Below are 25,415 nucleotides of genomic sequence, written 5' to 3' on the forward strand. Positions count from 1 at the left end.
GACGAAAGTTTGGCAAACCAACACCTTGGAGGCATGCGGGCTGCTTGCCGTCGTGCTGTCCCTTATCCTTACGGTTCTATTGGCAGGTCTCATCCTTGGCTGAAGCCGTGCCCTTGCCGCCGGCGACACGGTGCCAAGCTCCGGCAATCGGCAACTGGCGAAAGGTGCGGCCAGTTCGAAGGATTAAACCATTCGTGCTAAGCGTTCACAGCTTGTCGCCATAGGAGAGGACGCCGAGATGGACAAACGGGCTGAAGGAGACGCGGAGAGATTGGCTCGAGGCGAGTTCGAGCTCAAAGCCGAACGATATGGCGTGAACGCCTTTCTTCTCGTTGTCGAACTTATAAATCTGCTGGAAAAGCGCGGAACAATCAGCAGCGACGACGTCGCGAAAATAGCCGAGGCCGCCGCACTTGCCGTTGCCGCATCCAGCGAACCCGACATGAACAGCATCAATCTGTTGCAGGCCATCGCCGCCGCACGCCGGCCCAAATAGGGCAAGTCCGGCAGCAATCGGCGCGAACCGATAACGCTATATTGAAACTGATCTCGATCGAGCGTCCGGAGCCATATTAATGTGCAATGACTACGAGCAGCACATCGCCTGGGCCGAGTATTGCCGGATGATGGCTTTGCTGACGCTCAATATTCCCAGCCATCAAACCGAACTGAATCTGCCGCAGGCGGATGACATCCACATCAACGACCCCGCGCCTGTAATGCGGGCTGCCGGCAACACAATCGAACTGGCGTCGATGACGTTCGGCTTTCCTCCGGCCGGACCAAAAGGCGGACCTGTATTCAACTTTCGCTCGGAGGGCCGGCAGTTCGGCAACAGCAAACGCTGCCTTGTCCCGGCGTCGGCATTCTTCGAATTCACGGGAACGAAATATCCGAAAGCCAAGCACAGGTTCACGCTGAATGGCCATCCGTTCATGGCGATTGCCGGGCTTTGGCGCCAGGCTGTCGGCAACAAGCCGCCGACGTTCACGATGCTGACGACCGATCCAAGCCCGGATGTCGCGCCATATCACAATCGGCAAGTGGTTGTGCTGCGGCCATCGGACTGGGCGGCATGGATCCATCTGACGAAGTCCGAGGCTGAACTCATGCGGCCGCTGCCGGAAGGGTCGCTCAGAGCGGAAACAGTTCGCGCAGGTTCCGAGTAGGAACCATCGAATGAGCGTGGAAAAGATTATATGATTGCGCCAACATCGCAGGTAAACTTGTCGACCAAAACTGATGCCGATCTTCTCAGTCCAGCATACGACGGTCTATCGCTATAGCCGGCCGGTGAGGTTCGGCGAGCATCGGCTGATGTTCAGACCGCGCGACAGCTTCGATCAAAGACTCCTGGACCACGCCTTGTCTGTCGATCCCGAGCCGAAAGAGGGTCGCTGGATCCATGACGTTTTCGGAAACTGCGTGGCGGTGATCGATTTCGAGAATCCCGCGAAAGAACTGCGCTTTGCGACAGACATTCGGCTGGACCACACGCCGCAGCATGCGCCCGATTTCCGTATCGACGAAGCTGCGCTTCACTATCCGTTTTCCTACGATCCCGACGAAGCCGCAGATCTCTCCCAGACGATGGAACGTCAATACGAGGATGACAGTGACGAGGTTGGCAAGTGGGCACGACAGTTCCTCAGTGCCGCAGGGCACACCGGGACCGGCAATCTGTTGATGACGCTTTGCTATGCCGTCCACGAGAGCTTTGTGTATTCCCGTCGAAGCGAGCCAGGGACGCAGCCGCCGCTGATGACGTTGCACCTGCGTCGCGGCACATGCCGGGACTTTGCGCTGTTCATGATGGAGGCGGTTCGTTCGCTCGGCTTTGCCGCCCGTTTTGTGACTGGTTACGTCTATGTGCCGAGCCGCGACAGCGCGACGGTTCTTGGCGGCGGGTCGACGCATGCCTGGTGCCAGGTCTACCTGCCGGGTGCCGGCTGGGTCGAGTTCGACCCCACCAATGGCATTGTCGGCAATCGGGATTTGATCAGGGTGGCCGTGGCCCGGCATCCTCGTCAAGCCATTCCGCTTTCCGGGAGTTATTCGGGAAGCGCGTCGAGCTTTCTTGCAATGACCGTCGAGGTGAATGTGGCGAAGGAGATCGGTGCGTAGGAAAATTAGCATCCGCTGATGTTTTCCCGGAACTGTTTGGCCGACGCGGAGTTTGCCCGGTTGCTGAATGACAACAATCGGAGCGTCGATGCGGATCCGCGCAGGTTACACCCTCACCTACGAATGTCCGCAGCCAACGCCGATGCTGTTGGCGCTCGAAATCCATCCATCGCGCCGGGTCGATCTGTTGACGGAACAGGTCATCGATTTCGATCGTCCCGTCGAAGCACGCGGCTACGTCGACGGTTTCGGCAACGCCTGCACGAGGATCGAGGCGCCCTCGGGCCTGACGACGATCTCAACCACCTTCGATATCTACGACAGCGGCGAGCCCGATGCGGTCGCCGAGCAGGCTGTGCAGCACAAGATCAAGGACCTGCCGGACGAAGTGCTCGTCTTTCTTCTCGGCAGCCGCTACTGCGATACCGATCGTCTTGGAGATTTTGCCTGGGCGAAATTCGGCAATACCGCGCCTGGATGCGCGCGTGTCCAGGCGATCTGCGATTTCGTTCACAATCACATCGTCTTCGACTACCAGAAAGCCGACCCGCTGCGGACGGCTCACGACAGCTTCACCGACCAGGCCGGCGTTTGTCGTGACTTTACCCATTTGGCGATCGCGCTATGCCGTTGCATGAATATTCCCGCGCGGTACTGCACCGGCTATCTCGGTGACATCGGGGTACCCCCGGCGCCGTATCCGATGGATTTCAGCGCCTGGTTCCAGGCCTATCTCGCCGGCACCTGGTTCACATTCGATCCTCGCCACAACCGCCCGCGCATCGGGCGGATATTGATGGCAACCGGGCGCGACGCGACCGACGTCGCCATCTCAACCAGTTTCGGTTTTTCGCGGCTTACCCGCTTCGAAGTCGTGACGGAGGAGGTCCAGGCCGAACCTTCCCTGGCGTCTGTCGAAAATTCCGCGTTCTCACCTTGAGCTGCAAGGTTCGTAGAGGTGGGTCGACGATGTCCCGAGGCCCATCTGATCTCGAGGTCAGGGCCGCGCTGCATTCAGGGCGACGCTGGCGCCATGCGAATGCATCCGCCCGCACGATATAAGCGCTTCAGCCCCGCTTGACGTTGCCGGCGGTGACCTCGTCTTTGTGGGCGGCGAAAGCTTCCAAGACTTCGGTTTTCTCAGGCTTCGGAATCTTGAAATGATCCAGGGTCCGCCCGAGTTCCGCTGCGACCTCATCGAATTCCGCAGGGGAAATCCGCAGGTCGCGATGCGCCTCCTCGAGGCCGAGCGGCGTCGTGCCGGGCTTGGTGGCGACGAACTTGAAGGGCCCACCAGAAACGTCGCAGACCCACAGCGTGCGCATGAACTTGAGGCCGGGCAACCTTTCAAGGTTCTTGGTGTGCCATTTGCGCAATTGTGGGTTCTTCGACTTCTTGCCGACGATCGGGTTCTTCACGACGGCGTCGCTGAAATGATCGATCACCGCTGCGATGGCGAACACACCCCCCAGCCTCTCATACAGACTTTCTTCAGCTGTGGTTTTCTTGGCCTGGGCGAGTGCGTTGTCGGCAGGCAATACCGCCGTCGACGCGGCGGCCAGCGCCAGCGCGGCAACAACACTTCGTCTTGTCAAAGAGGTCGAAACGGCCGTTTTCATCCCTGGTTCCCTTCGAGGTTAGGCCAGAGCAAGCCGCAGCCTGTCTGGCGGGCTTCATGAAGTGACATTCGGACACACTTTGTCATATTTTAGCATCGTCTAAGGAACTAACGAGCCCTTCGCCCGAATTATTCCGATGGACGGCATTCTCACGGTCAACATGCGTAAAAAGGGCGAAGGCCGCGCGGATGAGGAAGGCTTAAGCACGCGTCGCTGCACGCGGCAGAGGTCGCGAAGCCACTTCGGCCGCATCGGCGGCCCGATCGATGTTGCGGGCACCGTAGTGTTCCTGGCCTCGCTGGCGGCGGTCGCCTGCGGCCAATAGCCTGTGCTTTTCAAAGATCGCTAGCTTCTGCGGATAGGTGATCCGCACCTTTGCGTTGCACCCGTCGCATTTGAAGTGCGCGATTGTTCTTAGTGCAGAGCCCTTTCTTACCGCCGGATGCGAGCAATCCGGACATTCGAATGTGAGCGCGACATCCGATAAGTCTTTGGCTAAGCCCATTTCCATCCCCTTCGCAAGCTCGGTGGCTACACTCTGGCGATTCTCAATGGGCAATTCAGATGCCAAACGGCTGTGCCAAAGCGGGATTAGACCAATTCACCTCGGAACGCCGCAAAGCTAGTGCGCCTTCTCTGTGCCTTTTGAGCGACGAAGAGACCTAACTTCCTCCAGCAGTTCGCGCTCATTGGTAGTCAAGTTTCGGAAGATTGCGACAATCATCACCGCTAAGGCTTCGGCATCCAGGCTTAAAAGGTCAATGTGTTCATCTGCGCAAACCTGATCAAACACGCGTTCACAAATAGCCAAATCGTGAGGGCTGAGGCGAGTGCTATTGAAACGCCGGCGCGACATTTGCGAGCCTTCGACGCCCGCCGCCCTGTTGCAAAAGAAGCGGGCCCTGGCAAGAAACGCGAGTCGTTGAGTGGTTGTTCCCGGCTGCAAGCTTTGCTAAGCCGCCTGCAGCAGGGGCAGACCAGAAGCCTTTCCCCGCACGCATCATGGCGCATGCGAACGGAGCTGTGCGCCGACCTTGGCATCTCAGACATTTTCGAGCGCCCGCCTGAACGGCTCTGGCTACCATGCGCGGACCGATTTTGGACGGCTGGACCGTTGGACTCACGTCAGACACAGTAGCCTGGGGGCAAGACCGCTTCGAACCATAAACGGGGCCGGCTACCCATTTGACGACGCGGAGGAGCCACGCGTTTCGCTGCTGGCACTCGTCATCGCAGCCAATGCCACCGCGACGACCTAGTTCCAATACTTGAAAACTCTCCCGAGACGGTTTGGCATCATGAACAGTCTTCTTTGGCGGCAGGCGCACTAGGGTGGCCCGAAATTGGTCCGCGCCGTAAGGCGGTACATATGCTAATAGCTAATATTGGGTCGAGGGGGCGACCATGAAAAGGGAGGACCAACCATGAAGCCGCATTCCCTCAGCGCCCGCCGTATTAGCCTGCTTATATTCTCGGTGTGTGCTTTCGGGCTGATGACGTCAGTCTCAATGCCCGCAGACAGCAAATTCGCCGTCGAGCCGGTGGTTGAGAAAAAGGTGACGGAACTGCCCTCCGGACCGTTGTACTGGCGGCTGGATAATCTGCCAACGCTGGCGCAGGCCCAAAGCGCGGCGGGCCCGACCTCGCTTGCGGCGGAGATCGCAGGCAAGGTCTGGCTGTTCACGCTTGGACCGAAGGATGGCTCGACAACCGGCGGAACCAAGGTCATCGAGATCGGACCGATCCCTCCGATCAGTGCAAGCGAGTATTTGCTGCGCGTCAACCGCGCCGGTGGAGCGCCCGGCGTCAAGACGAAGATCCATACGCATCCGGGACCGGAGGCCTTCTATGTGCTGGCCGGCAAGGTCGGCCAGAGGACGCCCCACGGAGCGACCTATGCTGAAGCTGGCACAGCCATGATCGGACACGGGGCCAACACGCCGATGGAGGTGTTCAGCGCCGGCACAACCGATCTCGATGAGCTGGCCATCTTCGTGGTCGACGCCAAGCAGCCGTTCTCGTCGCCGGCCAGCCTCGACTGAGGCGACATTTCCCGGGGTGGTACTTCCGCTCTCCACCTGTTGCAGACAGTCGGTCAACGAGCTGTGAATGTCTGCCCTGGGTCGAACTCGGGTCGTTCAGCGTGTTGGGTTTTGACCCCAACGCCATCGGATTGGGTTCGCCTGACCTGCATAGCCGTCCATTTCCCGCTCGGGGCTCATATTTCCAGCGAGGCCTGACAACGACGGTCCAGGCCTTCATGGGGCGGGAAGTTTCACGATCTTGTCTCTTCTGTAGTCATAGCCGGTCTTCGGAGTTCCGTTGCGATAGTCGTTATAGGTCCAGCGGCCGGTGGCCCAAGCATTGACAAAGTCGGTGCACCACTTCACGCCTCCGGGAGGAGGTCGTCCTCGAACCCATCTCTTTTTCGATGTTACGCCTTTGAGGCAGTGCTGAATTGCAGCGCGCCTCTGTTCCGGACTCTGCAGTTTCGCTCTGCCTGCTTCAAACTGGGTTCTACCATCGCTTTGACAGCCAGCAATCAGCAGTGCTGTTGCGACGATCAATTTGCCGGCGCATTTCAAATGAGGCTCTCCAAATCGGGCACGTCAGTGTACCGCAATTAATTGGCACATGGACCGTCCCGCCACAATCGCTTGGAACGATCAACCGTGCGTCTTCGGCACGCCTGCATCAATTGTGTCGAGCCCCGGCATCTATACACGCCACCGCGAGGTCATCGCGGATGCGATGATGCGGCATGAACGGAACTTGAGAGGTGAAACGGCGAGAGGCGCTCACTTCGGTGGTGGCATCGGCGGCTTAATGTCGGTCCGGTAGAACCAATATCTTGTCCACTCAAAGGGTCCTTTACACACCATCTTTAGGGGTCTGTATTTTGGAGTTTCAAGCCAAGTGGTGCAGCGGTACGACCGGTGTTGGTCGTTGATCATTTTATCATATCTGATGACCACGGTATTTATGCCGTCCAACTTCTCTTCACCGACGCGGCTGCAAGTTCGGTTTATCGGCGTCCCGTCCGGATTCAAGTCGCTGCCCGGAGGACGTGCCGTCGCGATCCAGCGCCCAAAAGGCTGGCGTCGTGAGTATACCATATCGCCTATGTAGATCTCTTCTTGATGCAGAAACCCAGGTTGGTCACCATACCTAATTAAGTGGTCCGTAACCTGAATAGCGGGCGTCCTTAATACTCTTTCGTTGGCTTTGTTTAGAGGACTGCACGCCTCGGCCTCCTGCACATCGCGGGATGCTGTGGAGCCTGGAGCCGCTTTGGATCCCAAAGGCAGACAGATCAAGCAGACTGAAAGGGCGAGGATGAATCGAGCAAAAAGGCTCATCATCCTTGTAAAGCACGTCCCATCGAGCACCGTGAGATAGACCCCGACTGAATTTACTCCATATCCGGCACGTCACCGCTGGTGAATAGCACGGTCGGCGGGCCGTAGTCACCAAGCGCCGGGTTCGCGTCACGGCTCCATGCGATTACGCCAACGTGCTTCCCTGCGAGCGTCTTAGCGGTGCGGATGGCGCGTTCCTCGCTTTGCTGATCGGCCGGACCAAAGGTGGGAAACAGTTCGCCATCCTCGCCACGATTCGAACGCCACGACGACGATCAGCTTGGGCTGCTTCTGGCCAGGCAGAATATGATCCGACATGGCGGTAAGCTATCACATCACAGAGGATTGAGTCGCGTTCGAGACTCGGGAGGTGAGCGTGCAAGACCATCATTTTTGACAAGCCTGCGCGCGTGGCACTCGGCAGGTCGCGGGGCGCCTATTTTTCGGCAACCTCGCCAACCGTGCACAATCATCATCGAGCAGGTCAAGCGGCCTTGGAAGGTGCGCTAGCGAAAACGATCTGGTGCTGCGAGAGAGGATTGAACTCTCGACCTCTCCCTTACCAAGGGAGTGCTCTACCACTGAGCTACCGCAGCCGCCGATGGCGGGGCTTCTGCCATATCGAACCGGCAAGCGCAAGGCCAAGACAAAGACGGGTTGAAAGGCCGCACCAGGCGATTGTTCCGGACATGGCCATGCCACAATGTTGGCTATCCCTTGATCCGCACCGGCGGGTCGCCGGCCGGGGACGGGACGATGAACGACAAGACAATTTCTCCGAACAAGGATGGTCTACCAAAAAAGGCTGGCCGGAAGGACCGGCTGGCCGAGCAGTTGCGTGCCAATCTGCAGAAGCGCAAGGCGCAATCGCGCTCACGGCGAACCGGCGGGGCCGACCAGCGGCCGGACGGGCTGCAGGCGGCAAAGCAGAAGGATTAACGCGAATCGGCTATGTTGGTCGCCGGTATTTTGGCCAAGGTATCGTGGGCCAACGCGGGGAAATAGCCTGTTTCTTGAACCAAGCCGGCCAATGGTCTAGATGGGCCGCAACTGACTCAACCGATTTAACCGGCCTTTCGGCCGAGGGGACGCTCTTCATGGATCGCATCAGAATTGTCGGCGGCAACAAGCTTGCCGGAAGCATCCCGATCTCGGGTGCGAAAAACGCCGCGCTGCCGCTGATGATCGCCTCGCTGTTGACCGACGATACGCTGACGCTGGAAAACGTGCCGCATCTGGCCGATGTCGAGCAGCTCATCCGCATCCTCGGCAATCATGGCGTCGACTATTCGGTCAATGGCCGCCGCGAAAAGCAGCAAGAGGGCTATTCGCGCACCATCACTTTCTCCGCCCGCAACATCGTCGACACCACGGCGCCTTATGAGCTTGTCTCGAAGATGCGGGCGTCGTTCTGGGTGATCGGCCCGCTGCTGGCCCGCATGGGCGAGGCCAAGGTGTCACTGCCCGGCGGCTGCGCCATCGGCACGCGCCCGGTCGACCTGTTCCTCGAAGGCCTGCAGGCGCTGGGCGCCGATATCGACGTCGACACCGGCTATGTCATCGCCAAGATCAAAAACGGCCGGCTTGTCGGCAACCGCTATGTGTTCCCGAAAGTCTCGGTCGGCGCCACCCATGTGCTGATGATGGCGGCCTCGCTGGCCAAGGGCGAGACGGTGCTCGAAAACGCAGCCCGCGAGCCCGAGATCGTCAACCTTGCCGACTGCCTCAACGCGATGGGCGCGAAGATCTCCGGCGCTGGCACCGCGACCATCACCATCGACGGCGTCGAGGCGCTGTCGGGCGCCCGCGTCAGGGTGATCCCCGACCGTATCGAGACCGGCACCTATGCGATGGCGGTGGCGATGACCGGCGGCGACGTCGTGCTGGAAGGCGCGCGGCCCGACTTGTTGCAGACGGCGCTGGACATCATTTCGCAGACCGGTGCCGAGATCACGCAGACCAATTCCGGCATCCGCGTCAGGCGCAACGGCGCCGGCATTTCGCCGGTCGACGTGACGACGGCGCCGTTCCCGGCGTTCCCGACCGATCTGCAGGCGCAGTTCATGGGCCTGATGACGATGGCCAAGGGCAAGTCGCGCATCACCGAGACGATCTTCGAAAACCGCTTCATGCACGTCCAGGAGCTCGCCCGGCTCGGCGCCCACATCACGCTGTCCGGCCAGACGGCGATCGTCGACGGCGTGGCGAAGCTGAAGGGCGCGCCTGTCATGGCAACCGACCTTCGCGCCTCGGTGTCGCTGGTCATCGCCGGCCTTGCGGCAGAAGGCGAGACCACGGTCAACCGCGTCTATCATCTCGACCGCGGCTTCGAGCGGCTGGAAGAAAAGCTGTCCGGCTGCGGCGCGGAGATCGAGCGCATTTCGGGGTAAAGCCTTTCCGCAAGGCTTGCGGTCCGGTTGCGCGGATCGCCAAGACCGCCTAACAGAAGGCCAAATGTAAACCTTCGCAGGTGCGAATTCCGCATGAATGGCCTTAAGCTTGTCGCGCTCGACGATCAGGATCTGAGCATCATCTCGGCGCATGTCCAGGATGCCGTGATGAAGGTCAGCGATCTCGAATACCTGCCTTCGGTCAAGCGCTTCGTGCTGACCATGAACCGCTTCGTCTGGGAGGCGAAATCGGGCTTCTGGCGCCAGCACAATGAGCGGCGGCAAGCGGTGCTGCATTTCGACCGGGTGCTCGCCGCCAAGACCAGCGGCATTGCCCGCGACAAACCGGACGAGGTGCTGTCGCTGCTGGCGATCAGCTTTCTCGCGCTAGACAAGCCGGCCGGCATCGTCGAGCTGATCTTTGCGGGAGGCGGCGCCATCATGCTCGATGTCGAATGCATCGAGGCGCGGCTTGCCGATGTCGGCGGTGCCTGGGAAGCGACGTCGCGCCCGGTCCACAGGGTCTGAGCCGATGGCCATCACGCTTCGCCAGTCCGACGCCGATTTCGAGCAGCGCTTTGCCGCGTTCCTGCTGACCAAGCGGGAAGTCTCGGCCGACGTCGACGCCGTGGTGCGCGAGATCATCGCCAAGGTGCGCGCCGACGGCGACGCGGCGCTCGTCGCCTACACGCAGAAATTCGGCGGCGGCGACCTGACAAGGCTCGGCATTGCGGTGTCCAAGGATGACATTGCCAAGGCTTACGATGCAGCCGATCCGCAGACGGTCGAGGCGCTGAAATTCGCCCGCGAGCGCATCCGCTCCCATCACCAGCGGCAGCTGCCTAAAGACGATCGCTATACCGACGCCGCCGGCGTCGAGCTCGGCTCGCGCTGGACGGCGATCGAGGCCGTCGGGCTCTATGTGCCGGGCGGCACGGCGAGCTATCCGAGCTCGGTGCTGATGAACGCCGTGCCGGCCAAGGTCGCCGGCGTCGAGCGCATTGCCATGGTGGTGCCAGCCTCCGGCGGCGACGTGCCGCCGCTGGTGCTGGTCGCGGCCGACCTTGCCGGCGTTTCCGAAATCTACCGCGTCGGCGGCGCCCAGGCGATCGCAGCCCTTGCCTATGGCACCGAGACGATAAAGCCCGTCGCCAAGATCGTCGGCCCCGGCAATGCCTATGTCGCGGCGGCCAAACGCCAGGTGTTCGGCACGGTCGGCATCGACATGATCGCCGGGCCTTCGGAAGTGCTGGTCGTCGCCGACGGCAGCAACGACCCCGACTGGATCGCAGCCGACCTGCTGGCCCAGGCCGAGCACGACGTGTCGTCGCAATCGATCCTGATCACCAACGACCCTGCCTTCGGCGACGCGGTCGAACAGGCGGTTGAACGCCAATTGCAGAACCTGCCGCGCGCCGCGACGGCGGCGGCGAGTTGGCGCGATTTCGGCGCCATAGTCCTGGTGCCGACGATCGAGGCAGCACTGCCGCTGGTCGACCGCATCGCGGCCGAACATGTCGAGCTTGCCATCGACGACCCAGAGCCTTTCCTGGCGCGGATGCGCAATGCCGGTGCGGTGTTTCTCGGCCGGCATACGCCGGAGGCCATCGGCGACTATGTCGCCGGCTCCAACCACGTGCTGCCGACGGCGCGCTCGGCGCGCTTTTCGTCCGGGCTTTCGGTGCTCGATTTCGTCAAGCGTACCTCGATCCTGAAGCTCGGGCCGGAACAGTTGCGGGCGCTGGCGCCGGCGGCGATCACGCTGGCCAAGGCGGAAGGACTCGATGCGCATGGACGCTCCGTCGCCATCCGGCTGAACATGTAGAAATGTCCGACTACGACGAAACCCGCGCCAGGCTGATCGATGTCGAGCTCGACGAGACGATCGGCCGATCGACGCCCGATGTCGAGCATGAGCGGGCGGTGGCGATCTTCGACCTGATCGAGGAGAACCGTTTCCAGCCGGTCAATGACGACGGTGCCGGGCCATACCGACTGAAACTGTCGCTGGCCGAATCCCGGCTGGTGTTCGCGGTGGCGCGCGAGGACGGCGCAGCCGTGGTCACCCATATCCTGTCGCTGACGCCGCTTAGGCGCATCGTCAAGGATTACTACATGATCTGTGAAAGCTATTACGACGCCATCCGCACCGCGACGCCCAGCCATATCGAGGCGATCGACATGGGCCGGCGCGGCCTGCACAATGAAGGCTCGCAGACGCTGATGGACCGGCTTGCCGGCAAGATCGACATCGATTTCGACACGGCGCGCCGGCTGTTCACGCTGGTTTGCGTGCTGCACTGGCGAGGTTAAACTGGCCGCCCCGCTGCCCCGCTCGATCCTGCCCCGCTCGATCCTGTTTGTTTGCGGCATGAACGCCGTGCGCTCGCCGATGGCCGAATTGCTGGCGCGCAAGGTGCTCCCGCCTACCACTTTCGTCGCCTCGGCCGGGGTGCGCGGCGGCGAACGCGATCCGTTCGTCGATGCCGTGCTGGCCGAAGAGGGGCTGTCGCTCGGCGAACGGCACCCGAGAACGATGGACGACCTCGAAGACGATTATTTCGATCTGATCGTGACGCTGGCGCCGGAAGCCCACCACACCGCGCTCGAACTCACCCGCTCGCTGGCCGTCGAAGTCGAATATTGGCCGATGCCCGACCCGACCGGCGTCAGCGGCACGCGCGAACAGATCATGGCTGCCTATCGCGACGTGCGCGAGCGGCTGAAGGCGCGGATCGGCCGCCGTTTTCTCGGCAACGAGGCTGAAAACGCCGCGGATTAAGCGTGTTCACAAGCGGACGTTTATCATATAGGTTCCGCGCAACTTTCCGGCCGGGGCGCTGGAAGTACCCATCCAAGCAAAGGTATCGAATGCCGAAGGAAGAAGTCCTCGAGTTTCCGGGTGTCGTGACGGAATTGCTGCCCAACGCGATGTTCAGGGTCAAGCTCGAAAACGAACATGAAATCATCGCCCATACGGCCGGCCGCATGCGCAAGAATCGCATCCGCGTTTTGACCGGCGACAAGGTCCTGGTCGAGATGACGCCCTACGACCTGACCAAGGGCCGCATCACCTACCGCTTCAAGTAAGTTCAAGGACCCGGCCGGGATCGCGATGGGCATTTTGCAGAAGCTCGTGCTTGCCTCGGGTTCGCCGCGCCGGATCGAGCTGTTGCAGCAGGCCGGCATCGAGCCGGATCGCGTGCTGCCGGCCGATGTCGACGAGACGCCGCTGCGTGCCGAGCATCCGCGGTCGCTGGCCAAGCGGCTAGCGACGCAGAAGGCCGAGAAGGCGCTGGTCTCGCTGAAAACCGAGACGGACTACCTGCCGAGCTTCGTGCTGGCCGCCGACACGGTGGTTGCCGTCGGGCGGCGCATCCTGCCCAAGGCCGAGACGCTCGACGATGCCGCCAACTGCCTCGGGCTGCTGTCCGGCCGTTCGCACCGGGTCTATTCCGGCATCTGCCTGATCACGCCGGGCGGCAAGCAGCGCTTGCGGCTGGTCGAGACCAGGGTGCGCTTCAAGCGGCTGCCGCGCGAGGAGATCGACGCCTATATCGCGTCGGGAGAATGGCGCGGCAAGGCCGGCGGCTATGCCGTCCAGGGGCTTGCCGGCGCCTTCGTCGTCAAGCTCGTCGGCTCCTACACCAACGTCGTCGGCCTGCCGCTCTACGAGACGGTGGCGCTGCTGAGCGGCGAAGGCTTCAAGGTGCACGTCAACTGGCTGGCGGGTGCGCGGATATGAGCCCGGACGACAAGGTCACGCCGCTGCGACCCAAGCGGCCCTGCCCCGAATGCGGCAAGCCATCGGCGCGCGAAACCTACCCGTTCTGCTCGAAGCGCTGCAAGGACATCGACCTCAACCGCTGGCTGAAGGGCGTCTACGTCATCCCGGGCCGCGACGACGAGGACGACGACGACCACCAGAAATAGCGCCGTCCGCCTGCAGTTTTCCACAAGCTCGGGACGGTTTCGCGGCCGCGATTGTGACCGATGATCGGCCTTGCCGACTGCCTGTCGCTTCCCGCCTGAACTCAATGTCCAGAAGCTGTTCCATCCGGGTAGAGTCGGATGGAACAGGTTCTGGCGTTTTGCCTGAGCATGATCTTTTCCGAAAACCGGATTCCACTTTTCGGGATCATGCTTTTTGTTTGAGCATGATCTTTTCCGAAAACCGGATTCCACTTTTCGAGATCATGCTCTAAGCGCTGGACAGGCCGGATTCCCGTGCTATAACCCACGCGCTTTCAAGGGGTGCCGACGGCGCTTTCATGAACCCGGTGTGCAGATTGCCGCCCGCCGGAGCAGGCCCAGATAGCTCAGTTGGTAGAGCAGCGGACTGAAAATCCGCGTGTCGGTGGTTCGAATCCGCCTCTGGGCACCACTACTTCCTCATATAAAGTCAATGGCTTGCGGTGTCGCCAGCTTGGCGACTTACGGCATTTCATGTCGCGCCGTGTTGCGAACTGTTACCGTTGAGTTTCAAGGGTTTCCTGCGACTGTCGGCAACTCCACGCGACATGAACGCGACATCAGCTTCAACAAAGACCAGCCTCATGGCAAATGCTCGGTTTCAAATTTCATGTGCCCGCCGGCTTTACCGCTTTCTGGCAACCACCAGGAAATTCTGCGCAAGCTCCGCCGGAATCCTGGCACTTGCGCAGATCCTTTCAAACGGCACCATCAATATTTCGCACAGTCTTGGCAGCAATTTCCCGGGTCGCGGCAAAAAACCGTACCCAACTATCCGCTCGACAATAAAGCCATTTGCAATGAGCGTCTGCTCGTATCCTTTAATGCTCAAAGTGTGGCGGACTGTCCCTCCTGCATAACGGTTCAGAATGCGGCAGACCAGCCCTATTGGGGAGGTCGCATTCATGTGGATATTCGAGATTAGCAATCCACCTTCGTTCAAATGCGCGCTGATGGCCGACAGTGCATCCTTCCTGAGCTCATCTTCAGCATTGAGGAAGAATCTGAATGCCGTGACCACGTCGAACCTTTCGGCAAGCGGAGAGAACGTAAGATCAGCGCGGACCAATTTCACGTTCTTCGGAACCCGTGCGCTAGCCAGCATAGATTGGGAGATGTCAACGCCGACGACTTCACCAAAAAATGGAGCTGCGATATTTGCTATGCGGCCTGTGCCGCATGCGAAGTCCAGGCATTTCCGGTTCGGCCCGCCGACAGGCAGGAGAATACGTTCGACCAAAGGCTTTTCGATACCCGACCACAGAGCTGCATAGTAGCCGGACCGGTACGTGTCGGAGTAATGGGCACCGTACCCAGCCGTCTGGTGGCTTGCTCGGTAATCCCGACGAGCGGGTGCACGGTTCTCATGGACGCTCCCGAACGGTCGCCGCTGCGCCCGCAGAAATCTGCGAATGCCAACGAACGATCTCACCGTGAGCACCATGCAACTCGCGCCTCTAGTCTGGCCCGACGCATGCCGTCGCGGGCAATCCGTGCCCCACGATGCGCGCGACGACCTGTTCGAAATTGCGTGGGTCGAGGCCGTCGACACGCATCAGCGGCCATTTGTCTTGCAGGCATTGCCCGATCTCCCTCGCGATATCCGCTTGCTTCAGGCCCCTGACCACTCCGACTTCGAGAAGGCGCTCGAGGTACGGCTGCCGCGCATACCGCTCAATGAGGCGGTGGCGCAGCGTTTCCCCGGGCGCGTCGACTTGAATGAGGAGATCCGGTCGCGGCAGGAACGTCAGGCAATTACGAACCATGTCGATACTTTGATTTCGTCCCAACAGGACGAGCGCGCACAACGCCTGAACAATGCCCTCTTCGAAAATGAAGTACCCTTCTGAGGCCTGCGCCGTATTCCAGGCTTCGAAAAGCAAAACGACGTCGATCTTCAGACGCAACGCCCATATTCGACTTTTTGGAGGGATCGATGCCAAAAGCCGCGCAGCGGCCCCCTCGCTCGGCGGGGTCGAGAACAAGACCGGACTCGCGGTGGCGAGCTTGTGCACCAGACGCTGGATGCCATGGCGTGTCTCCGGGCCTTCATCCTCGACCGAATCGACTTCGCTACCGACAGACACAAAATCAATCCGGCGATAGCCATTGACTGTCTTCACACGGATGTCGTGTTTCGCCAGCTCACGGCAAAGGGCGCGGAGAAGGGTCGTCTTGCCTGCGCCAGGCGGACCGAACAACTCGATAATCATATAGGCATCTCCCGAACAGGAAGCAGAAAGATCGGATGAAGCGAGCTCGCCCGCTCCGGCGGTGTGGCGAGCGTAAACACTCTGGCATCCGCCTGGCCGGTTTGACCCCGCTCGCTGGCATCCTGCTGACGCCGCAAAAAGCTTTGGAGGAGATGCGATGCGATGGAAGACTGCCTTTCCATGGCGTGCAGTCCCGCCTGTTGAGCCGCGACAGCGTTGCTGGTTGACTTGAGAACTTGCAATTGCTTCTCGATCGCCTGCGCTTGCGGCTGGTTGACACGCCTGTCGCTGTCGAACTGGCTCGTCGCCCGTGCCATCTCCTGATCGATCGAGCGCCCAACGGTTGCCCGTTGGTCGACGTCGGTCGTCGTGGCTTCCAGGCGTGCGAGCCTCGACGACGCCGACCCCGCCGCCTGCGCCAACACCTCCGTCGTCGCGCCGCTTGCGCCCATAGGGAACATGGACCTCAGAAAGTCTCTAAATTGCCTGGGGATCAGTGCTTACTATGAGTGCCGAACCATACCATCATCCATCTGAATGACTGCCGGCACCACGGCACGCGCGTTTGGGCGCTGAACAGGGCAACGAGTTCAGGCCGAGCGGGCGGTTTTGGCTTGACGCGACACAAACGCGACATTCGGCCTAAAATCTGAACAATATCAATCACCGACAGCGGACTGAAAATCCGCGTGTCGGTGGTTCGAATCCGCCTCCGGGCACCATTTTTTCCCTGTACGGCCCGGAGATATAAGTAACAGTTTATACCTAAGACATGGGTGACAATCTCGCGCCGAGCGGATTGTCGATGGCGTGCAAGAATTATCTGGACCATGGCGCCAGAGGCTCCTGCTCGCCGGCCAAATGGCGATGAAGAACGCCTTCAGCATCTTGGATTCCGCTCTGGCCACAACCGCCCTACAGACCGAGGGCGCAGCCGTCCTTGCGCGGTTCAGAACCGCCCAGCAGGGTCCCGTTTGCCCAATCGATGCGAATAGCCTGCGCACCGCCGATCGGGTCCGTGGCAGGAATGATTTCGAAACCGCGCCGGCTAAGTTCAGCTACGGTTTCGCGAGCGAGCCCGTGTTCGGCCTGGACCTTCATCGTGCCGCTGACAGGGGCGACCCGCGGCAGATCGATCGCCTCCTGCAGATCCATCCCGAAGTCGAGCACCTTCGTCAGCAGGTGCGCGTGGCCCATTGCCTGGTAGTAGCCACCCATAACGCCGAAAGGCATCTCTGCCCGGCCGCCTCTCGCAAGCATCCCGGGTATGATGGTATGCAGAGGTCGCTTGTTCGGTGCCACTGCATTGGGGTGCCTGGGGTCAAGCGAAAAGCTTTGCCCGCGATTGTGCAAGACGACACCGGAGCGTGGCGAGACCAGGCCCGAGCCAAAGCTGTCGAAGACCGAGTTGATGAAACTGACCGCATTGCGATCCTTGTCGACAACGGAAATATAGACCGTGTCGCTGTGCAGCGGCATATCGAACGCCGGCAGGTCCGCGCGGGCGCGCTTTAGGTCAATCATGCCGGCCAGACGATCGGCCCAAGCATTCGACAACATATCGGCCACCGGGACCTCGGACGCATCAGGATCGGCGACGAGCAGGTCACGCGCGGCGTAAGCGAGGCGTGTCGCTTCGATTTCCAGGTGAAGCCGGTCCGCGGATTGCGGGTCGCCGTTGGCTTCGAAGCGCGAGAGGATGTTTAGAATCAGCAACGCGATCACACCCTGGCCATTCGGCGGACATTCGAACACATCGCAGCCTCGAAACGCCGTGCTGATCGGGGTCACGTACTCGCCTGTTGCCGAGGCGAAATCTTCGAGTGTGTGCAATCCGCCGAGCCCACGAAGATAGGCGACCATGTCTTCGGCCACAGGGCCAGCGTAGAAAGCCTCTCGTCCTTTTCTTGCGATCAGCCGCAGCGTTGCAGCCAACTCAGGCTGGCGATGCACTTGGCCAACGCTTGGCGCGCGACCGTTTGGCAGGAAAATCCGTTTCGCAGTAACATCGGAGGCCAGAAGTTCTTCCTCCAACGCCCAGTCACGATGGACCCGCGGTGAAATGGCGTAGCCTTCCTCGGCGAAGCGTATAGCAGGGGCCAGGATTTGATCGAAGGGCATGTGCCCGTGATCAGCGTGCAATCTGGTCCAGGCATCGATCGCTCCCGGGATGGTGACGGAGCCAGGAGAATTGCGAGCTACCTCCGCCATGCCACGTTCGAGGAACCAGTCAATTGTGAGGACGGCGGGTGTCCTGCCCGATCCGTTGTAGGCGATGACCTCGCCGGATCCGTTTCGCGACAGAAGAGCGAAGCAATCGCCTCCAATGCCTGTCGAGGCTGGTTCGACGACACATTGCACCGCGCAGGCTGCGATGGCGGCATCCATGGCGTTGCCGCCGGTCGCCATGATCTCCACCGCCGTCAGGGTCGCCGACGGATGAGAGGTGGCGGCCATGGCCTCGCGTGAAACGACGACCGAGCGCGTTGGTTTCTCAAAATTTCGCATGCTACGCCCTTCTGATCGTGCTCAAGAGGCGGCGTCCCTCATCGTCGAGGGGCGGTGCCGCAGATGCCGCGACATCCAGTATTCGAGTGCCGCCAAGGCACGGATGATCGCGAAATTCAAAGTGAGATAAATGGCGCCCGCGCAGATGAAGACTTCAAAGGCGCGGTAAGTCTGGGAGATCAATCCCTGGGCAATTCCAGTCACCTCCATCAAGGTCACGATGGAGGCCAGAGACGTGCCCTTGATCATCAGGATGATTTCGTTGCCGTAACTCGGCAGAGCCTGGCGAAAGGCCAGCGGCAGGATAACATGCCGATAGGTCAGACAGGTGGACAGGCCGACAGACCGGGCCGCCTCGACAAGGCCGCGCGGCACCGATTGAATCGCGCCGCGGAGGATTTCACTGCCATAGGCGGTGGTGTTGAGTGTCAGCGCGATGATTGCGCACCAGTAGGGTTCGCGGAAAACGGCCCATAATCCAATTGCCGACAGTTGGTGCCGGAACTGACCAAGGCCATAATATGTCAGAAAAATCTGCACCAGCAGGGGCGTGCCCCTGAACACGGCAACGAAGCCACGGATCGGCAAAACGACGAAGGGCGATTCCGATTGCTGGGCAAGCGCCAATGTGACGGCAAGGACGAAGCCGGCAACAATGGAAGTCAGGGCCAATTCTATCGTAAGCGGCAGGCCGGCGAGGAGCTTCGGCAGGATTTCGAGGAAAAAACTGAAATCTATCATGCCGACCGGACGCGCCACGGCGCCTTTCGTTCCAGACGGTAAAAGGCATGGCCCGTGACGGAAGCGATAGCCAGATAGAGCAAGGCTGCAGCAATGTAGAAGATGAATGGTTCACGGGTCGAACCTGCAGCGATCTGTGCCTGGCGCATCAGTTCAACGAGGCCGATTACCGATATCAGCGACGAGTCCTTCAGAACCAACTGCCACACGTTGCCGAGACCTGGCAGCGCGTAGCTCAGGAGCTGGGGAAAAATAACCTGTCGCAGCCGCTGCAGCCGGTTGAGACCAAGCGCGCAAGCGGCATCGTGCTGTCCTTGGTCGATGGCGAGGTAGGCCCCTCGATAGACCTCGGCTTGATAGGCGCCCGAGATGATTGCGATGGCCAAGGTTCCAGTGGCAAAGGCCGGAACGCCGACGAATCCGGACCCGCCCAGGCTATGACCAAGCGAGGTCAGGGCGACACTTCCTCCATAGTAAAGCAGATAAATGGTCAGAAGGTCGGGCACGCCTCGGAAAACCGTGCAATAGCCAAGGGCCAAGAACCTCAATACCTTGGAGTTGCGGAGACGGCCGGCCGCTGCCAGCCCACCGAATACAGCGCCAAGCGCAAAGCCCAGCACAGACAGAAGCACTGTAACCGAGGCCGCCATGAGAAGAGCAGCCCCCCAACCTCCGTGCTGGAAACCAAGTAGCCGGAATGCGTCAACCATCGATACCCCCGGCAGGGCGAACGGCTCAGCTCCGGAACGGGTCAGGAATGGCCGTTCGCCGACAAGCGCCTACTTGACTGGAGTGACGTCGCTCTTGAGCCATTTAAGCGACAGGGTTTTGATCGTGCCATCGGCGATCGCGGCGTCGATGGCCCCGTTGAGCATATCTTTCAGCTTGATGTCCTCTTTGCGGATACCGGCACCGGAGCCAAGACCGAAGAGCCCCCCGACAAATCCCGGCCCGGCAAGCGTATAGTCGCTGAACTCCGGTTTGCCCAGCGTGGCGGCCAGCGCTGTCTGCTGTGCGAAGAGCGCGTCGATGCGACCCGCGGCAAGATCGAGATCGTGTTGCTCGGTGGTCTTGTATTCGCGAATCTCAGCGACGTCCGAGAAGTATTTTTTCACAAATTCCAGGTTCGCCGTTGCGGCCTGAACTCCAATGATCTTTCCCTTCAGCAATGGCTTGAGCTTGTCGATTGCCGCCTGCGCAGAGGCTTCATTCTCCAGCTTGAACCGCTCGTTGGAAATGCCGACCTTGCCCAGTTCGCTATCCTTTGCGACCGCGAAACCTGAGGGATCCACCGCATATGGCTGGGTAAAGTCAATGATCTTCAGACGTTTTTCAGTGATGAACATGCTCGCCATGATCACGTCGAACTTGCCGACGGTCAGCGCGGGGATCATGCCGTCCCAGTCCTGTGCGACGATCTTGCACTCGATCTTCATTCGCCCGCACAAATCATTGGCGAGATCGACTTCGAAGCCGTCCAGTTTGCCGTCGGCTGTTGTGAAATTCCAGGGCGCGTAGGCTCCTTCGGTGGCAATGGTAATTGCCTTTGGTGTTTCTTGTGCGACGGCGGCCTGGACCAGGCCGAACAGGACCGACGCAATGGCTGCGATGCGGCTAATTTTCATGTCATTCTCCTCTTTTTTGCCGGTATGGCAGTTCCCTTTCGTCGTGCCGGATTATCTTCCGGCTTCAACGAGTTAGATGGCGTTTTCTAGCGGCGGCCGGGACTTGCGAAGTTGGCCAGAAGGGGCGCTGTCTCGACGATATGATCCCGCATGACGATCTCTGCCTTGCCGGCATCACCTGACCGCAACACCTCAATCAGGATCTCGTGCTCGGCGCGCGCGCTGGCGGGCTTGTCGACATAGTCGAACCAGATGCGCAGGTAGGGTTCGATCACGACGTGCAGGCTGGCAATCTGCCGGACCAGCTTGGGTCGGTTGCTCAGTTGGCAAATCTGCAAATGGAAGGCCTGATGGCGCACGACCCAGTCGCTGCTGCCGGTCTGGCTGGCGCGCTCCATGCGGTCGAGCTGGCGTTCCAGTTCTTCAAGCACTTCGACATCGATGTGCGGCATGGCAAGCCTCACCGCCAACCCTTCGAGCACCGAGCGCATTTCAAAGGTTTCGTAAATCTCATCGAGGGTAAGCCCGGCGACGATGCAGCCACGGTTCGGGCGAATGACCACAAGACCTTCCGCGGCCAGCTGGCGGAACGCTTCGCGAACCGGCATGCGGCTCATGCCGATTTCCGTCGCGATCTCTTCCGGGATAAGCCGGTCCCCGGCGCGGTAGCGCCCCATCCTCAAGGCACGCTGAATGTGGCGATAAGCCTCCTCCTCGGCGGTCGTGATGCCCAGCGGCTCGATTGCGTCTGCTGCCATGTCCTTGGTCCAATCAGAGCGTATCTGTGTATCCACTTATCCAGTTGTCGCGACCTGTGTCAAGCACCGAAGCTTGTGCGCGTTAGAATTTCTCTTGTGAGAATAAACACTTGGGGGGAAAATGGGGCAAGCACACCGTCATCAGCTAAGCCGCTGATCGGCCGCTTTCAACGTCCGGCAAAAAGGCCCGCCGCTCCATTTGCGAAGCGGCGAGGCCCCATATTCGGGGACGATCGCCGGAGTGTTCCCCGGCATTGCTTACAGCGCAATTCAGGTGCCAGAATTATTGACCCAAAACGGGTCACCGCATCGGAGGCGAGAAGGCGGACCTTCCGCGATCACGCTACTGCCGCGCTTTGCCATCGCTGCTACATTACTTTGCGGCGGACCTGATTTTTCCGCCTGGCCGGCGTCCGTCAGGCAACTTACCCCAACGCGCCCCCCAAGTGACGCCGGCCATTTTCCCCATATTGCAGCACGGGCGCGCCGATTCCGTTATGCGCTTTCGAGCTATGGCAATCCGCCGGCGAGCCGCTTTGTCCAGCCTGCAATTGTCAGCCCGAAGGCCATTCCGGCGCAGTCTGCCACCCAGTCGAATAGATCCGGGTGGCGCCCTATCAGCTGCACGGCCTGAAGGCCCTCGATCGCCGCGCCCGTGAGCACGAGGAGGACGATCAGCTTCGCCTTGTGTTCCGGCCAGCCGAGACTTCCGAGAGCCGCCAGCACGACGAAGGCGGCGGCGTGATTGAGCTTGTCGTGACCAAACGTGAAAGCCAGGCCAAGACCCTGCAGGAGCTGCTCCGGCAAAAGGGCGAACAGCAGAACGCCGGCAAACGCGGAGGGAAAAGCAATCCTTGCCACGATCTGATAAGAATCCAGGCGCAACAAGGGTGAAATGGCCTTTCGTCCGAAATCGGCAGGGAACACCGCTGGCCGCTGAATCGAGAGCGAGCGCGGCGTCCAATTTCCGCCGTCCGGGCGTCCGGTGCATCGTCAGAATGAATGAATGCTTCGGGTCAGCCGCTGCACAGGCCGGGCTCGTGGCAAGTGGTCTGCAATGGTGTGGCTTCCGCGATCACGCAATTACCCGCCGCGCCAACGCAGCTACTATCTGGCTGCGGCGGACCTGATTTCCGCTTGGCCGGCGCTGCATCAGGCACCTTACCCCACGCCTCACGAAGCAGCGCCGGCCATCTCTCCCAGCTAAAGCGCGTCGCGTTCGACCGGCCTCATGCGACGTGCTTAAAGTTCTTGTCTTGATGCATGTCGTTATCGCAAAACCGCTTCACACTTTTGCGCGACATGCATTGGATTTCCACCGGTTGCGCGATGACCCGGCCCGCATCAAAAAGCCCGCCGCCCTGTCGGACGACGGGCTCCGTTGCCTGGGCGCCAGGGCGCCGCGGTAGCGACTTCTGCTGCTTATGCTCCCGCAGGTCTCCAATATGCTGCCGCCGCATGGCGTTGCGCATCGGCTAAACAAACGAAGCCCGCGCCTCTGGCGGAGGGCGCGGGCCGACCGGGTTGCACCCCGATCTGCAGCAGAAACCCGGGAGGTTCCCGCTGCTTAAGATAACAATTAGAGACTTCTAATGTTCCCTTGGGGAAGATGCCGGCTGCTCCAGAAATCTCATGGTCGGCACGACAACGATAGGGCCGTCAACTCATGCGCATGTTGATCTGGAAAATCCGTTCGTCGAAATGCCGCGTTTCGACGGCAAAGGTCAAAGCCACTTCAAGCACCAGACCGTCATGGTCGTTCCGGACCTTGACTGTGATCCTTCGGTGAGGAAGGCCATCCCTGGCCATCTCGCCCAATGTGCGAAGGGCTTCTTTCCTGACCAGCGGGAAATCGTCACATGACGTTCCCTGATCGTCGGAATAGACGATTCCGTCTTCATCGGAATCGAAGAAATAAAGGGGCATTGGCTTGGCCGAAGCAGCGGCATCCGGGCACGTTGTCGATAGCTGACCGGAATTCTCGGCAGATTGTGATCAGTGCCTTTCCAACCGCCGGCTCCGCCGCCGTCTCACTTGCGCTCGCGCAATGCTTTCACCGCTTGCGAGAGGATCATCCGGTCGCCACCGGTCCTTTTGATCAGCTTGCTCACCTGGCTGGGCGAGACACCATTTTCCCGCGCGAAATATTCGACTTCATAATACTCATCCGCCGACACGCGGTTGCGGTCGCTGAAGTCTCGCTTGCTCTTGTCATCGGCCATTTCTCTTCTCCTCGTCTCTTCTCCTCGCCTCAGGGTCAACTTTGGTCAGAAGCACGCTGCAATTGAGGGTTCGCCCGCCACAAAAGTGACGCGCGAACCCTATCGGCGCAGGAAGGGACAGGGCTGCGCAGATGCCAGGTTCGATCGGAATGGAAACAGCCAAGATCGGTGCGAGCAACCGTCGACATTTTCCAAAGAATCCTCCCGGAACGTGCAGCCAGCAACGAGTTTGAGCGGCGGCGGTTCCGGGCTTCGCGACAAACCTACCCTTTGCCCGCGAGGATCAGACTTAGGTCCTGCGGCAACACGTCGATTGGTCCCCGCCGGGTGGGACCGAAGCCCCGTCGACGGAACGTTTTCAGCTGGCTTCCGTTCGAATGAGCCTTGGCGCGAAGAGCGGACCGAGTTCGCAAAGGAGACGACCATGAGAATGCATCTTTCCACCGCGGCGGCGGGACTTTTGCTGCTGGCAGGCGTCGGCGCCGCTGCGGCGCAAGACGTTGTCATCGAACCGCAGCAGGAAACCGTCATCAGGGAGTATGTGAAAAAGCAGCCGCTGGCCTCGGTGAAAATCCCTGGGGTGGAGCTCAACATCGGCTCGACGCTCCCCGACACCGTCGAGCTTCATGAGGTCCCGAACGTCAAATATCGTTATGTCGTCATTGACAACCGCACCGTTGTCGTGGACCCAGGCACGCGCAAGGTCATCAAGGTCATCGAGTGACGTGAAAACTCGGGCAGCCGTCGCCCGTCGCTCAGAAATGAGCGGCGGGTGACGTTTGCGTCAGGCGGTTCCTCGGCGCTCAGCTGGGACCCGCCTTACCGTCGAGGGCCGGGGGGCCTCACAGGCAGTTTCAATGCGAACAATCAGCAGACTTTTCGATTCCCATGACCAGGCGGCCCGTGCCGTCGAAACGCTTCAGGCAGCAGGAATTGCTCGCCAGGAGATCAGCGTCATCGGACCCTACGATGATGAAATCGGCGCCGTCTTGCGCGATCCAGGTACGGGTGCCGTCCTTGGCGCGGCAGCCGGTTTGTTGGCCGGCCTCGGCGCCTTTGATATGCCCGGCATCGATCCTCTCGGCGCGGGATGGCTGGCATCGGCCGTCGTCGGTGCAGTCTTGGGCGGCGTTGCCGGCGCGACATTGTCCCGTATCGGCAAGCAGCCGGGCCAGCCGGATGCCGCACAAGGTGTGATCCTGGTGCTGGCGCATGTCGATGAAAGACAGGCCGACACCGCACAGGCGGTGCTTGGAGCTTCCGTTCAGGCGACGCAGTCTTTGGCCAGGGCGGCTTGAAGATCAAGCGCGGGCAAAGCACTTTGATCAGACCGAGCAGCAGGGCGATCAAAGCACGCACCCAAAAATCTCTGGCAAGCCGCCGCCAGAAAGTGTTGAACACCGTGCCGATCACATTCGGCGAGCGGTTGCGCTCGGCGAGGCTTGATGATTTGCTGTCGGTTTGCGGAGAACGAATGATGCATGAGCCTGTCGGTCAAGACGAATATGGGTCGACCAGCCCGTTCGATCCGGACGATCTGTCGAGGTTGAACGCGATCGGCCCGAGCGCCGGCAGCAACGATTTCGAAAAATACGCGGTAGCCGTGATCATCGTATTCGGCGCCCTGATCATCGGCGGCCTGATGGCCGCCGGCTTGAGCTTCGGGCGCCGCAGCACCTTCTTTTTCGCGCTTGGCGGCGCCACCGCGGCATGGATATCCGGCAACGCGCTCCTGCTCGATCGGCCGCGCATCTACGCCCTGTTCGTCGGCGTCGCGGCGTTGATGCTGATTGCGTCGACCATCGCGCTGGTCACCTGAAGCAAGGCGAATCTTCCTATTGACCGTGACCTTATCCGAAAACCGGTTCCACCTTTTGGGACCAT

General features: G+C 60.5%; 30 protein-coding genes, 2 tRNA genes and 1 pseudogene. 19 read left to right on the forward strand and 14 right to left on the reverse strand.

The annotated features are described in order from the left end of the window. The first annotated feature begins 238 nt into the window (after positions 1 to 238). The 4 genes from NKI50_RS14235 to NKI50_RS14250 all read left to right on the forward strand — a co-directional run bounded on the left by NKI50_RS14235 (position 239) and on the right by NKI50_RS14250 (position 3,064). Complete coding sequence (locus NKI50_RS14235; protein WP_023719431.1) at positions 239 to 496, forward strand: hypothetical protein; 258 nt, start codon at positions 239 to 241, stop codon at positions 494 to 496. A gap of 79 nt (positions 497 to 575) precedes the next feature. Next, positions 576 to 1,169 carry an SOS response-associated peptidase gene (locus NKI50_RS14240; RefSeq protein WP_352547873.1) on the forward strand — a complete coding sequence of 198 codons (594 nt, stop codon included), beginning with the start codon at positions 576 to 578 and terminating at the stop codon, positions 1,167 to 1,169. A 73-nt stretch (positions 1,170 to 1,242) separates the two neighbouring features. Next, entirely contained in the window at positions 1,243 to 2,124 is an 882-nt protein-coding gene (locus NKI50_RS14245; protein WP_352716923.1) for a transglutaminase family protein, read from the forward strand. Between the two features lie 88 nt (positions 2,125 to 2,212). Next, positions 2,213 to 3,064 carry a transglutaminase-like domain-containing protein gene (locus NKI50_RS14250; protein WP_352547875.1) on the forward strand — a complete coding sequence of 284 codons (852 nt, stop codon included), beginning with the start codon at positions 2,213 to 2,215 and terminating at the stop codon, positions 3,062 to 3,064. Positions 3,065 to 3,191: 127 nt separating this feature from the next. On the opposite strand, the gene NKI50_RS14255 is transcribed toward NKI50_RS14250, so the two are convergent. Further along, a complete protein-coding gene (locus tag NKI50_RS14255) occupies positions 3,192 to 3,743 on the reverse strand; it encodes a group I truncated hemoglobin (RefSeq protein ID WP_352716925.1) in 552 nt (183 codons plus the stop codon). 136 nt (positions 3,744 to 3,879) lie between these two features. Between NKI50_RS14255 and NKI50_RS14260 the strand changes: the two genes are divergently transcribed. Both NKI50_RS14260 and NKI50_RS14265 read left to right on the forward strand, forming a co-directional pair. Then, positions 3,880 to 4,068 (forward strand): hypothetical protein, encoded by a 189-nt coding sequence (locus tag NKI50_RS14260; protein ID WP_023719436.1) that lies wholly within the window; start codon positions 3,880 to 3,882, stop codon positions 4,066 to 4,068. Positions 4,069 to 5,167: 1,099 nt separating this feature from the next. Continuing rightward, entirely contained in the window at positions 5,168 to 5,785 is a 618-nt protein-coding gene (locus NKI50_RS14265; RefSeq protein ID WP_352716927.1) for a cupin domain-containing protein, read from the forward strand. Between the two features lie 1,370 nt (positions 5,786 to 7,155). On the opposite strand, the pseudogene NKI50_RS14270 reads toward NKI50_RS14265, so the two are convergent. Both NKI50_RS14270 and NKI50_RS14275 read right to left on the reverse strand, forming a co-directional pair. Further along, positions 7,156 to 7,420, reverse strand: a pseudogene (locus NKI50_RS14270) (hypothetical protein). A 203-nt stretch (positions 7,421 to 7,623) separates the two neighbouring features. Continuing rightward, a tRNA-Thr gene (locus NKI50_RS14275) sits at positions 7,624 to 7,698 on the reverse strand. Between the two features lie 160 nt (positions 7,699 to 7,858). Here NKI50_RS14275 and NKI50_RS14280 point away from each other — a divergent pair. The 10 genes from NKI50_RS14280 to NKI50_RS14325 all read left to right on the forward strand — a co-directional run bounded on the left by NKI50_RS14280 (position 7,859) and on the right by NKI50_RS14325 (position 13,876). Further along, positions 7,859 to 8,041: a hypothetical protein gene (locus tag NKI50_RS14280; protein ID WP_023719440.1), complete on the forward strand. Its 183-nt coding sequence runs from the start codon at positions 7,859 to 7,861 to the stop codon at positions 8,039 to 8,041. A gap of 158 nt (positions 8,042 to 8,199) precedes the next feature. Further along, complete coding sequence (gene murA, locus NKI50_RS14285) at positions 8,200 to 9,492, forward strand: UDP-N-acetylglucosamine 1-carboxyvinyltransferase (protein ID WP_352716929.1); 1,293 nt, start codon at positions 8,200 to 8,202, stop codon at positions 9,490 to 9,492. Positions 9,493 to 9,585: 93 nt separating this feature from the next. Then, positions 9,586 to 10,020 (forward strand): DUF2948 family protein, encoded by a 435-nt coding sequence (locus NKI50_RS14290; protein ID WP_352716931.1) that lies wholly within the window; start codon positions 9,586 to 9,588, stop codon positions 10,018 to 10,020. A gap of 4 nt (positions 10,021 to 10,024) precedes the next feature. Then, entirely contained in the window at positions 10,025 to 11,317 is a 1,293-nt protein-coding gene (hisD, locus tag NKI50_RS14295) for a histidinol dehydrogenase (protein ID WP_023719443.1), read from the forward strand. Between the two features lie 2 nt (positions 11,318 to 11,319). Beyond that, on the forward strand, positions 11,320 to 11,805 hold the full coding sequence (locus NKI50_RS14300; RefSeq protein WP_023719444.1) for a UPF0262 family protein: 486 nt from the start codon (positions 11,320 to 11,322) through the stop codon (positions 11,803 to 11,805). Between the two features lie 58 nt (positions 11,806 to 11,863). After that, entirely contained in the window at positions 11,864 to 12,274 is a 411-nt protein-coding gene (locus tag NKI50_RS14305) for an arsenate-mycothiol transferase ArsC (protein ID WP_023719445.1), read from the forward strand. An 89-nt stretch (positions 12,275 to 12,363) separates the two neighbouring features. Beyond that, positions 12,364 to 12,582 carry a translation initiation factor IF-1 gene (gene infA, locus NKI50_RS14310; protein WP_006200926.1) on the forward strand — a complete coding sequence of 73 codons (219 nt, stop codon included), beginning with the start codon at positions 12,364 to 12,366 and terminating at the stop codon, positions 12,580 to 12,582. A gap of 25 nt (positions 12,583 to 12,607) precedes the next feature. Beyond that, complete coding sequence (locus NKI50_RS14315; protein ID WP_023719446.1) at positions 12,608 to 13,237, forward strand: Maf-like protein; 630 nt, start codon at positions 12,608 to 12,610, stop codon at positions 13,235 to 13,237. Then, positions 13,234 to 13,425 carry a DNA gyrase inhibitor YacG gene (gene yacG / locus NKI50_RS14320; protein ID WP_023719447.1) on the forward strand — a complete coding sequence of 64 codons (192 nt, stop codon included), beginning with the start codon at positions 13,234 to 13,236 and terminating at the stop codon, positions 13,423 to 13,425. The genes NKI50_RS14315 and yacG overlap by 4 nt, the downstream gene beginning before the upstream one ends. A gap of 375 nt (positions 13,426 to 13,800) precedes the next feature. After that, a tRNA-Phe gene (locus NKI50_RS14325) sits at positions 13,801 to 13,876 on the forward strand. A 213-nt stretch (positions 13,877 to 14,089) separates the two neighbouring features. Here the strand turns inward: NKI50_RS14325 and NKI50_RS14330 are convergent. The 11 genes from NKI50_RS14330 to NKI50_RS14380 form a co-directional block, all read right to left on the reverse strand. Beyond that, positions 14,090 to 14,704 (reverse strand): class I SAM-dependent DNA methyltransferase, encoded by a 615-nt coding sequence (locus tag NKI50_RS14330; RefSeq protein ID WP_352482429.1) that lies wholly within the window; start codon positions 14,702 to 14,704, stop codon positions 14,090 to 14,092. A 217-nt stretch (positions 14,705 to 14,921) separates the two neighbouring features. Continuing rightward, entirely contained in the window at positions 14,922 to 15,677 is a 756-nt protein-coding gene (locus tag NKI50_RS14335) for an AAA family ATPase (RefSeq protein ID WP_352716933.1), read from the reverse strand. Further along, positions 15,674 to 16,129 (reverse strand): hypothetical protein, encoded by a 456-nt coding sequence (locus tag NKI50_RS14340; protein ID WP_352716935.1) that lies wholly within the window; start codon positions 16,127 to 16,129, stop codon positions 15,674 to 15,676. Before NKI50_RS14340 ends, NKI50_RS14335 begins: the two co-directional genes overlap by 4 nt. Before the next feature lie 463 nt (positions 16,130 to 16,592). Next, the gene (gene ggt / locus NKI50_RS14345) at positions 16,593 to 18,185 is read right to left on the reverse strand and encodes a gamma-glutamyltransferase (RefSeq protein ID WP_352716937.1); all 1,593 of its coding nucleotides are present in this window, start codon (positions 18,183 to 18,185) and stop codon (positions 16,593 to 16,595) included. Positions 18,186 to 18,206: 21 nt separating this feature from the next. After that, positions 18,207 to 18,926 (reverse strand): ABC transporter permease, encoded by a 720-nt coding sequence (locus NKI50_RS14350; protein ID WP_352716986.1) that lies wholly within the window; start codon positions 18,924 to 18,926, stop codon positions 18,207 to 18,209. Then, positions 18,923 to 19,636 carry an ABC transporter permease gene (locus tag NKI50_RS14355; RefSeq protein ID WP_023719453.1) on the reverse strand — a complete coding sequence of 238 codons (714 nt, stop codon included), beginning with the start codon at positions 19,634 to 19,636 and terminating at the stop codon, positions 18,923 to 18,925. Before NKI50_RS14355 ends, NKI50_RS14350 begins: the two co-directional genes overlap by 4 nt. Positions 19,637 to 19,705: 69 nt before the next feature. Further along, on the reverse strand, positions 19,706 to 20,551 hold the full coding sequence (locus NKI50_RS14360; RefSeq protein WP_023719454.1) for a transporter substrate-binding domain-containing protein: 846 nt from the start codon (positions 20,549 to 20,551) through the stop codon (positions 19,706 to 19,708). Between the two features lie 86 nt (positions 20,552 to 20,637). Then, entirely contained in the window at positions 20,638 to 21,309 is a 672-nt protein-coding gene (locus NKI50_RS14365) for a GntR family transcriptional regulator (RefSeq protein ID WP_023719455.1), read from the reverse strand. 510 nt (positions 21,310 to 21,819) lie between these two features. Continuing rightward, positions 21,820 to 22,236 carry a VanZ family protein gene (locus NKI50_RS14370; protein WP_352482449.1) on the reverse strand — a complete coding sequence of 139 codons (417 nt, stop codon included), beginning with the start codon at positions 22,234 to 22,236 and terminating at the stop codon, positions 21,820 to 21,822. A gap of 732 nt (positions 22,237 to 22,968) precedes the next feature. Continuing rightward, on the reverse strand, positions 22,969 to 23,235 hold the full coding sequence (locus NKI50_RS14375; RefSeq protein ID WP_352493800.1) for a DUF6894 family protein: 267 nt from the start codon (positions 23,233 to 23,235) through the stop codon (positions 22,969 to 22,971). A 104-nt stretch (positions 23,236 to 23,339) separates the two neighbouring features. After that, positions 23,340 to 23,531 carry a DUF3606 domain-containing protein gene (locus NKI50_RS14380; RefSeq protein WP_023719459.1) on the reverse strand — a complete coding sequence of 64 codons (192 nt, stop codon included), beginning with the start codon at positions 23,529 to 23,531 and terminating at the stop codon, positions 23,340 to 23,342. Between the two features lie 424 nt (positions 23,532 to 23,955). Between NKI50_RS14380 and NKI50_RS14385 the strand changes: the two genes are divergently transcribed. From NKI50_RS14385 to NKI50_RS14395, 3 genes are all read left to right on the forward strand, one after another. Next, positions 23,956 to 24,255: a DUF1236 domain-containing protein gene (locus NKI50_RS14385; RefSeq protein ID WP_023719460.1), complete on the forward strand. Its 300-nt coding sequence runs from the start codon at positions 23,956 to 23,958 to the stop codon at positions 24,253 to 24,255. Positions 24,256 to 24,388: 133 nt separating this feature from the next. Continuing rightward, entirely contained in the window at positions 24,389 to 24,829 is a 441-nt protein-coding gene (locus tag NKI50_RS14390; RefSeq protein WP_352716940.1) for a hypothetical protein, read from the forward strand. A gap of 176 nt (positions 24,830 to 25,005) precedes the next feature. After that, positions 25,006 to 25,350: a hypothetical protein gene (locus NKI50_RS14395; protein WP_198030499.1), complete on the forward strand. Its 345-nt coding sequence runs from the start codon at positions 25,006 to 25,008 to the stop codon at positions 25,348 to 25,350. The last annotated feature ends 65 nt before the right edge of the window (positions 25,351 to 25,415 follow it).

Source organism: Mesorhizobium sp. M0563 (assembly GCF_040321065.1).
Taxonomy (GTDB): domain Bacteria; phylum Pseudomonadota; class Alphaproteobacteria; order Rhizobiales; family Rhizobiaceae; genus Mesorhizobium.

Coding starts and splice junctions, on each gene's coding strand:
- murA (WP_352716929.1), top strand. CDS start 8,200: ATGGATCGCATCAGAATTGTCGGCGGCAACAAGCTTGCCGGAAGCATC.
- NKI50_RS14340 (WP_352716935.1), bottom strand. CDS start 16,129: ATGGGCGCAAGCGGCGCGACGACGGAGGTGTTGGCGCAGGCGGCGGGG.
- infA (WP_006200926.1), top strand. CDS start 12,364: ATGCCGAAGGAAGAAGTCCTCGAGTTTCCGGGTGTCGTGACGGAATTG.
- ggt (WP_352716937.1), bottom strand. CDS start 18,185: ATGCGAAATTTTGAGAAACCAACGCGCTCGGTCGTCGTTTCACGCGAG.
- NKI50_RS14335 (WP_352716933.1), bottom strand. CDS start 15,677: ATGATTATCGAGTTGTTCGGTCCGCCTGGCGCAGGCAAGACGACCCTT.
- NKI50_RS14235 (WP_023719431.1), top strand. CDS start 239: ATGGACAAACGGGCTGAAGGAGACGCGGAGAGATTGGCTCGAGGCGAG.
- NKI50_RS14260 (WP_023719436.1), top strand. CDS start 3,880: ATGGACGGCATTCTCACGGTCAACATGCGTAAAAAGGGCGAAGGCCGC.
- NKI50_RS14315 (WP_023719446.1), top strand. CDS start 12,608: ATGGGCATTTTGCAGAAGCTCGTGCTTGCCTCGGGTTCGCCGCGCCGG.
- hisD (WP_023719443.1), top strand. CDS start 10,025: ATGGCCATCACGCTTCGCCAGTCCGACGCCGATTTCGAGCAGCGCTTT.
- NKI50_RS14240 (WP_352547873.1), top strand. CDS start 576: ATGTGCAATGACTACGAGCAGCACATCGCCTGGGCCGAGTATTGCCGG.
- NKI50_RS14245 (WP_352716923.1), top strand. CDS start 1,243: ATGCCGATCTTCTCAGTCCAGCATACGACGGTCTATCGCTATAGCCGG.
- NKI50_RS14390 (WP_352716940.1), top strand. CDS start 24,389: ATGCGAACAATCAGCAGACTTTTCGATTCCCATGACCAGGCGGCCCGT.
- NKI50_RS14280 (WP_023719440.1), top strand. CDS start 7,859: ATGAACGACAAGACAATTTCTCCGAACAAGGATGGTCTACCAAAAAAG.
- NKI50_RS14380 (WP_023719459.1), bottom strand. CDS start 23,531: ATGGCCGATGACAAGAGCAAGCGAGACTTCAGCGACCGCAACCGCGTG.
- NKI50_RS14265 (WP_352716927.1), top strand. CDS start 5,168: ATGAAGCCGCATTCCCTCAGCGCCCGCCGTATTAGCCTGCTTATATTC.
- NKI50_RS14395 (WP_198030499.1), top strand. CDS start 25,006: ATGATGCATGAGCCTGTCGGTCAAGACGAATATGGGTCGACCAGCCCG.
- NKI50_RS14375 (WP_352493800.1), bottom strand. CDS start 23,235: ATGCCCCTTTATTTCTTCGATTCCGATGAAGACGGAATCGTCTATTCC.
- NKI50_RS14255 (WP_352716925.1), bottom strand. CDS start 3,743: ATGAAAACGGCCGTTTCGACCTCTTTGACAAGACGAAGTGTTGTTGCC.
- NKI50_RS14360 (WP_023719454.1), bottom strand. CDS start 20,551: ATGAAAATTAGCCGCATCGCAGCCATTGCGTCGGTCCTGTTCGGCCTG.
- NKI50_RS14350 (WP_352716986.1), bottom strand. CDS start 18,926: ATGATAGATTTCAGTTTTTTCCTCGAAATCCTGCCGAAGCTCCTCGCC.
- NKI50_RS14290 (WP_352716931.1), top strand. CDS start 9,586: ATGAATGGCCTTAAGCTTGTCGCGCTCGACGATCAGGATCTGAGCATC.
- NKI50_RS14250 (WP_352547875.1), top strand. CDS start 2,213: ATGCGGATCCGCGCAGGTTACACCCTCACCTACGAATGTCCGCAGCCA.
- NKI50_RS14300 (WP_023719444.1), top strand. CDS start 11,320: ATGTCCGACTACGACGAAACCCGCGCCAGGCTGATCGATGTCGAGCTC.
- NKI50_RS14305 (WP_023719445.1), top strand. CDS start 11,864: ATGAACGCCGTGCGCTCGCCGATGGCCGAATTGCTGGCGCGCAAGGTG.
- NKI50_RS14385 (WP_023719460.1), top strand. CDS start 23,956: ATGAGAATGCATCTTTCCACCGCGGCGGCGGGACTTTTGCTGCTGGCA.
- yacG (WP_023719447.1), top strand. CDS start 13,234: ATGAGCCCGGACGACAAGGTCACGCCGCTGCGACCCAAGCGGCCCTGC.
- NKI50_RS14355 (WP_023719453.1), bottom strand. CDS start 19,636: ATGGTTGACGCATTCCGGCTACTTGGTTTCCAGCACGGAGGTTGGGGG.
- NKI50_RS14365 (WP_023719455.1), bottom strand. CDS start 21,309: ATGGCAGCAGACGCAATCGAGCCGCTGGGCATCACGACCGCCGAGGAG.